Here is a 6,992-nt window from a genome sequence, read left to right as displayed (position 1 = left end):
AATTGATAGATGAATTATAGTTTTTCATCTGTCAACCTTAAGGGGACTATAGCAAGGGTTACAGAGCTCATCTTAGGCTGTTTCACAATTTACTGACCAGCGCCCTAGCAGAAGACCTGCCAGCACGATGACACTAATGGTTCTTAATGACCAATTCCAAAGCCGACTGTAATTCCGCCTGCTGGTCTTTAGAAAGCTGCACGTCGTCCACGCATTGCTGGACGTTGGCCGCGACTACGACCCCCATGATCCGTTCCACGCTGGAACGTACTGCGGAAAGCTGAGTCAGGATGTCCTGGCATTCCCGACCGTCTTCCACCATCTTCATGATGCCGTGCAGCTGACCGTCCGTGCGCCGTAACCGGTTCTTTAACTGGGTCTGCGTGGTGGTCATTCTGCCATCGCCTCCGCCAACTTACTGTCCAGGTACTTCTTCAACGCGGCCTTAGGGTGAAAACCCACGACCTTTTCTGTGGGCTTGCCGTTCTTAAAGATCACCAGTGATGGAATACTCATGATTCCCAGTGACTGGGCCAATTCCTGGTTCTGGTCCACGTCTAAGGACGCAAACTTGACCTGGCCCGCATAATCCTGGTCGAGGTCCTCGAGAACCGGCGTCTGCATCTTGCAGGGCCCACACCACGCCGCCCAAAAATCAACGACCGTCAAAGCCGCATCGTCACCTACGTGTTCAAAATCTTTCGTCATAATCGCTTGCATGCCGAAATCCCTCCTGTAAAAACTGAATGCGTTCATTATACCCCTTGGGGTATGCTTTGGCTACCCTGACGGCTTGTTTTCAACTCAAAAACGCCGCTCAGCGAGTTCCCGAACGGCGTTTTTCTTTAATTTCTCATCAATTTATTTTTGCTCACCAGGCGCCACGTACATCCCCGCCGTTAACCGCGGATGGTTGTTGTTGCGCTTGACTTCCTTTTCAACCGCCATCTGGGCGACTAAGTTCAAGTAGTTGAACGGGTCGTCGAAGTTCGGCTGGAACAGCATATCAACAAAGGCTAAATCATCGATAGTGTTGCGGTTTTGGATGGCAATGGATAAGGCGTTCGCCGACTGAGCCACTTCATGCTTACTGAAGAGTTGGGCCCCTAAGATCAGACGTGTCTTGGTATCGTAGACCAAGTTGATCGACAGCTTATCCGTGGTCGGCATGTACTCCGGCCGCCAAGTTCCCTCGAAGGTGACCATATCGGCGTCTTCAAAGCCGGACTTCTTGGCATGTTGTAGCGTCAGTCCCGTGGAGGCCAGGGTGTAGCCGAAGATGTTCATGGCCGAGGTCGCCTGGGTCCCCATGTACTGTTGGATGTTCCCGAAGACGTTCATCCCCGCCAACATTCCTTGCCGGACCGCGTTCGTCGCTAATGGCGTGTAGGCTGGCTTGCCGGTCGGGTTGAAGTTGACCACGCACGCGTCACCACAGGCATAAATGTCTGGGTTGGATGATTGCACGTATTGATTAATGATGATGGCTCCGTGCTTATCCATTTCAACTTGGCCCCGGAGCAGTTCCGTGTTCGGTACGAAACCGGTGCAGACGATGGCCAAGTCCGCCGTGAAGTCGCCGTCAGTGGTCTCGATGACCAACTCGTCGTTATCGTTACCGGTAAAGGCGGTGACCCGCCGATCGAGATAGACTTTAACGCCCTTGTCTTCGAGCGTGTCAACGATGCGTTCGGAGAAGTTCTTATCGACATAATGGTTCAAGATGATGTCCCGTGACTGGAACAACTGCACATCGTGATCCGTCCGGGCATAGCTTTCCGCTAATTCCGTCCCCACGTAGCCGGCCCCAATGATGGCGATCCGCTTATTGGTCTTCGCCGTTTCGTAGATGGCCTTGGCTTGGTCGTAGTTCTTGCATAGCAGGACCTTGTCTTCATCGATACCGAAGATCGGTGGGACGGTCACGGTCGACCCCGTCGCCATAATCAACTTATCATAGGTGTCATTAATCAGATCCCCAGTATCCATATTAACGGCTTCCAGTGTCTTCGCCTCAGCATCAATCTTCAACACGTTGCAGCGCGTCTTGATCGTGGCCCCCAAACTGGTCAATTGCTCTGGTGAAGAGTAAAACATGTCTTCTAGGTGTTTAACTTGTCCGTCCAGGTACAAGGAAATCCCACAAGATAAGAAAGAAACGTTCGTGTGCCGCTCATAAATGGTAACCTCAGTTTCTGGGTGATCACGCAAAATTTGTAACGCCGCATTCGTACCAGCGTGTGTACTACCAACAATGATGACTTTCATGTTTACCCTCCTACATCGAAAAACGATTCTAGGCTTAGTCTACTTGAAAGTTAGCGAAAGATAAACGACTTACTATCGGAAAAGTGGCGATTCGGGGTCGTTTTCTCACACTTTTGCCAAAATGACGGGAACATGTGCAAGTTGCACACTTACAGTTAAAATTAAGACCGCCACAGCCGTTTCCTATTGGGACGCGGTTTTTAGGCGGTTTATCTTCAAATTAATTTATAACTTAATCCATCATAAGTTTCTGTCGTTAACGCAGTCCGCGGTCTTAGTTTAGCACGAATCCTTGTCAATAACCGGTTTTACTGACTAATTATTGTGACCTTTAACCACTTTGCCTCAGCCGTCACAATTCGCTTGCGGGCGCCCCCCAATCCCGCTATGATACTGGTAGTTGGTTCGTGTTATGCGCCAATGTTAAGCACTGTGATTAATCTAGGAATCAGCGTCAAAAGATGCACTCCCCCCAAAACAAGTGTTTCAATAATGATTCCTAATTCTGTAGAAAAGCCCCGAACGATCCGCATGTCGTTCAGGGCTTTTTGTTAACTCATTTTAACTGAAGCTAGGTTGATTGTCGGCGCCGGTTCCTGGAAAAGAAAGTCAAAGACTAGCGCTTGAACCTGCGGGTTGTCGTGCAGGCGACTGTGTTCCGCTCCGGCCCCCCGGAAACCGACCTCCCGAAAACTCGCGGGGATCGTTCCTAGTAAGTAACGCAAAGAGCGTGCGGAAGCCGTCGAAATGTAGCGGTCCGAATGCGACCCGTCTTCAAGATCACCGTAAATGTTCAAGACCGCCACGTCGGTCGGGAAAGCCTCCCGACGTTAGTAGAGGTCCGCGTAACTGGGCAACCAGAAGCTCCGGGGATACACGATTTTCGGTCGACCGGTCTCCGTTAGGAAGTTGGTGTTGTGGCTCTCGTTCATTCCGATCACCCCGTTAAAGGGACCGGCAATGGTCACCAGCTTTTTCAAACGGGGTAACCAGGTGTCTTGGCCAAAGGCTTCCGCGTAGGCCACTAAGGCCACGCTTCCCGCCGAATGGCCCACCGCGTTGTAGGCTTGAACCCCATGCTGGCCACGCAAGTAGATCATGACTTCGTGGAGCCACCGGACCTGAAACGCCAACCGGGCTTGGTTATTGCCAAACGTCACCTGAATCAACGGGTGTTCGGCTTGGTCATCCCACTTGCCGCTGATTTTCAGCTTGCCCGCGTGGGTCACGTGAATGGTCAACGGCCGACAATGACCCACGTGGACGGCGGCTTTCAGCATGGCCGCCATGGTCTTAGAACTACCACGTAGTCCGTGGACAAAGAGCGTAGGAATCTGCGGAGTCACCCGTGGCCGTTGGCGTTGCCACTTAGCCAGCTTACGGCGGGTCCGTAGCCGTCCCAGCGCACTGGTCGCTCCCGAAATCATTGCTAATTCTACTAAACTTAAGTCCATGAACTTCCGATCCTCCTGAAGCCGTTTTATCCCGGGGGCCGCACGGAAATCTCTTCCGTTGCCCCCATATCTAGGTCGTGAGCCACCGTCTTTTCACAAAGTCAGTGGGGCCAAATCCGTAATGAGCCCCACAATCTGTGAGTCATCCCGGTCTAATGGCTAGTCCATTCAAGGATAAACGTTTCAGCAACCAGCTGTCAAATGGTTTTGGTTTATTATTAATATATTTATTAAACCAATTGATTGCGCCACAACCCCACCTGGGTTAAACTACAGTCAGGTCAACAAGGAGCGCTTGTCGACCCGAAACAAATTCTTATGATTCTTCACGCGAGCAGAACTTAGCACTCCCCCAAAGTCTTAAACTTCTGCTCGTACCCCCCTCAAGCCATGATAGCCTCGTTGCCATCGTGGCCTTTTTGTATGGCTTGAATGTTAAGGGCTACATCTGTGATTTCACAAGCCTAATCGCGCACCTGTATCCCCACGCCCACCAATCCGGGGCCCGTGTGAACCCCCAAGGCTGGTGAGATATCGCCACTGCCCCAGTCACTGACCTGCGGGTAAGCCGCCTGTAACTGGGCCAAGATGGTCTCGCGTAACTCGGGGTTGGCCCCGTCGACTACGGAGACACTGACCTGCTGATGGTCACCAATCGTTTCCCCCACCAGGCTGATCAGCTTGGCCAAGGCCCGCTTCTCACCACGCGCTTTAGCGACTGGCGCAAAGACCCCATCGGGATCACACGAGATGATCGGCTTAACGTTCAGTAGCGTTCCGGCCATCCCCGCGACCCGGCCGACCCGGCCGCCCGCCACCAGGTATTTCAGGTTAGGAATATAGAAGAAGACTTTGGTCTGACGAACGACTCGCTCGACTTCCGCGACCAGGTCATCGAACGCTAATCCTTGATCCCGTAGCTGGGCCGCGTAAATGGCCGCAAAGCCGCTCCCAATCCCGATATTCTTAGTATTCACCATATGAACTTTTAAGGGTGAGTCTTCACTTAATAATTTAACTTCTTGAAAGGTTCCCGAGAGTTTATCCGAGATGCAGACACCCAACACGTGGGTGTAGCCAGACTCCTGGATGCGCTCGAAGGCCTCGAGTACCGTTTTCCCGGTTGGACTGGCCGTAGTGGCCTGTTCGGTCGCCTGCCGCCGGTAGAATTCCGCCGGCGTGATGGTCACGCGGTCTTCATAGACCCGGTCACGAAAGATCACGTTGACCGGTAAGAGTGCCATGTCAGCCGCTTGGAGGACAGAAGCTGGGACGTCCGAACAAGAATCGACTAAAATCGCAATTTTTTCAGTTTGCATATTGGTTCCTCATTTCTAGGAGTTTCCACTTCTCGCTGGTACTTGCCATTATACCGCAATCATCTAGTTTTTGATACTAGTTGATTGAATCACTATGCCTATCTTTACTAATGATAGTGAAAACAATTGAGTGGCAAAATTTTTTCTCGGACCGTCCAGCCCTTGCATGAAATCGTCACCAATGGGTTGCCCAGTGGCCACCATCCACATAGTCCCCTGGGATTCGGGGATTCGCTAATCCCGTAAACGGTTGACTTTGTAGGGATTTAGCCTATACTTACGGTTGAAATATTATGCCATCAGGCACAGTTAAGGGGCACCATTATCGCGTTGCCCCCGACTGGTGCGCGGTGGGATAGGATTTGGAAAGGCAGAAGTCATGCGACTACCTGAATTTCTAGACAGATAGAAAAGAGGGGTTTTATATGAAGAAACATGAAACCGATGCAACGACCAAGCACCACATGCTCAAATCGACGGACGCTGGCCAAAAGAGTCTGGACGAAGTCAACGGCAGTGTCGACGTTCCCCAAAATGCGGGATTCTGGCGCACCCTGGCCGCCTACACCGGACCTGGCGCTCTGATCGCCGTCGGATATATGGATCCTGGGAACTGGATTACCTCCATTGCCGGTGGGGCCCAATACAAGTACACGTTACTGACGGTGGTCCTGATGTCTAGTTTGATTGCGATGCTCCTCCAAGCCATGTCCGCTCGATTAGGAATCGTGACGGGCAAAGACTTGGCCCAATTAACACGAGAGCGAACGGGTAAATTCACCGGGTTCGTCCTCTGGATCATCACCGAACTAGCCATCGTGGCCACCGACGTCGCCGAAATCATCGGTTCCGGGATCGCGTTAAAGCTCTTATTCGGATTCCCCCTACTGGTCGGGATCTTAATCACCGCTGCCGATGTGCTGTTACTGCTGGTGTTGATGAAACTAGGCTTCCGGAAGATCGAAGCCATCGTGGCCACGTTAGTCGCCGTGATCCTCTTTGTCTTCCTCTACGAAGTGATTCTCTCCCAGCCCCAGATGAGCGAAGTGGTCAAGGGCTACTTACCATCTAGCCACGTGGTCACGAACCAAGGGATGCTGTACTTGTCCTTAGGGATCGTGGGGGCGACCGTGATGCCCCATGACCTGTACCTGGGATCTTCCATCTCCCAGACGCGGAACTTCGACCGGAAGAACCGGAAGAGTGTGGCGCAAGCCATCAAGTTCACCACGATTGACTCCAACATTCAGCTGACCATCGCCTTTGTCGTCAACAGTCTCCTCTTGATTCTAGGGGCCGCCCTCTTCTTCGGCACGGACAGTGACTTAGGCCGGTTCGTCGATCTGTACAACGCCTTAAGCAACAGTCAGATTGTCGGCGCCATTGCCAGTCCCATCTTGAGTATGTTGTTCGCGTTAGCCCTATTGGCTTCCGGACAAAGCTCGACCATTACGGGGACCTTGGCTGGTCAGATTATCATGGAAGGGTTCATTAACCTGAAGATGCCTCTGTGGGCACAACGGTTACTGACCCGGTTGATCTCCGTGACGCCAGTGGTCATCTTCGCGTTGTACTACCACGACAACGAAGCCAAGATTGAATCGCTTCTGACGTTCTCGCAAGTCTTCTTGAGTGTCGCGTTACCGTTCGCGATGATTCCCCTGGTCATCTTCACCAGTAATTCTAAGCTGATGGGTGAGTTCGTAAACAAGACTTGGGTCAAGATCCTGTCTTGGATCATTGCGGTGATTCTGATTATCTTGAACGTTTATCTGATTTTAAACACGTTAGGCCTGGCCTAACCGCTAAATTTAAAAGCCCCCGCCGAAAATTCGGTGGGGGCTTTTTTTGATCTCAATGAAACTCAGTGACTGCAAACTCATCGTGATGTGGTTTAGTGGGAGCCGAAAGGTTAGGCAATTGATGGCGAACATCGTTCATGGGTTGGTTA

The 6,992-nt window shown here is 51.7% G+C and carries 5 protein-coding genes and 1 pseudogene; 1 reads left to right on the top strand and 5 read right to left on the bottom strand.

The features are described 5' to 3' along the window. Window positions 1-133: 133 nt before the first annotated feature. The 5 genes and pseudogenes from FD30_RS06035 to FD30_RS06010 form a co-directional block, all read right to left on the bottom strand. The gene (locus FD30_RS06035; protein ID WP_024747471.1) at window positions 134-394 is read right to left on the bottom strand and encodes a metal-sensitive transcriptional regulator; all 261 of its coding nucleotides are present in this window, start codon (window positions 392-394) and stop codon (window positions 134-136) included. Then, complete coding sequence (gene trxA, locus FD30_RS06030) at window positions 391-720, bottom strand: thioredoxin (RefSeq protein ID WP_056944285.1); 330 nt, start codon at window positions 718-720, stop codon at window positions 391-393. The genes FD30_RS06035 and trxA overlap by 4 nt, the downstream gene beginning before the upstream one ends. A gap of 141 nt (window positions 721-861) precedes the next feature. Further along, on the bottom strand, window positions 862-2,268 hold the full coding sequence (locus FD30_RS06025) for an FAD-dependent oxidoreductase (RefSeq protein ID WP_056944284.1): 1,407 nt from the start codon (window positions 2,266-2,268) through the stop codon (window positions 862-864). A 551-nt stretch (window positions 2,269-2,819) separates the two neighbouring features. Further along, window positions 2,820-3,695 (bottom strand): annotated as a pseudogene (locus FD30_RS11770) (alpha/beta hydrolase). Window positions 3,696-4,186: 491 nt separating this feature from the next. Next, window positions 4,187-5,041, bottom strand: coding sequence for a DegV family protein (locus FD30_RS06010; protein WP_024747467.1), 855 nt, complete (start codon window positions 5,039-5,041; stop codon window positions 4,187-4,189). 425 nt (window positions 5,042-5,466) lie between these two features. Between FD30_RS06010 and FD30_RS06005 the strand changes: the two genes are divergently transcribed. Beyond that, window positions 5,467-6,843, top strand: a complete 1,377-nt coding sequence (locus FD30_RS06005) for an Nramp family divalent metal transporter (protein ID WP_056944281.1) — start codon at window positions 5,467-5,469, stop codon at window positions 6,841-6,843. Window positions 6,844-6,992 lie beyond the last annotated feature (149 nt).

The sequence above is a fragment of the Levilactobacillus namurensis DSM 19117 genome (assembly GCF_001434785.1).
GTDB lineage: Bacteria > Bacillota > Bacilli > Lactobacillales > Lactobacillaceae > Levilactobacillus > Levilactobacillus namurensis.
This window is presented reverse-complemented; position numbering and strand designations above follow the sequence as displayed.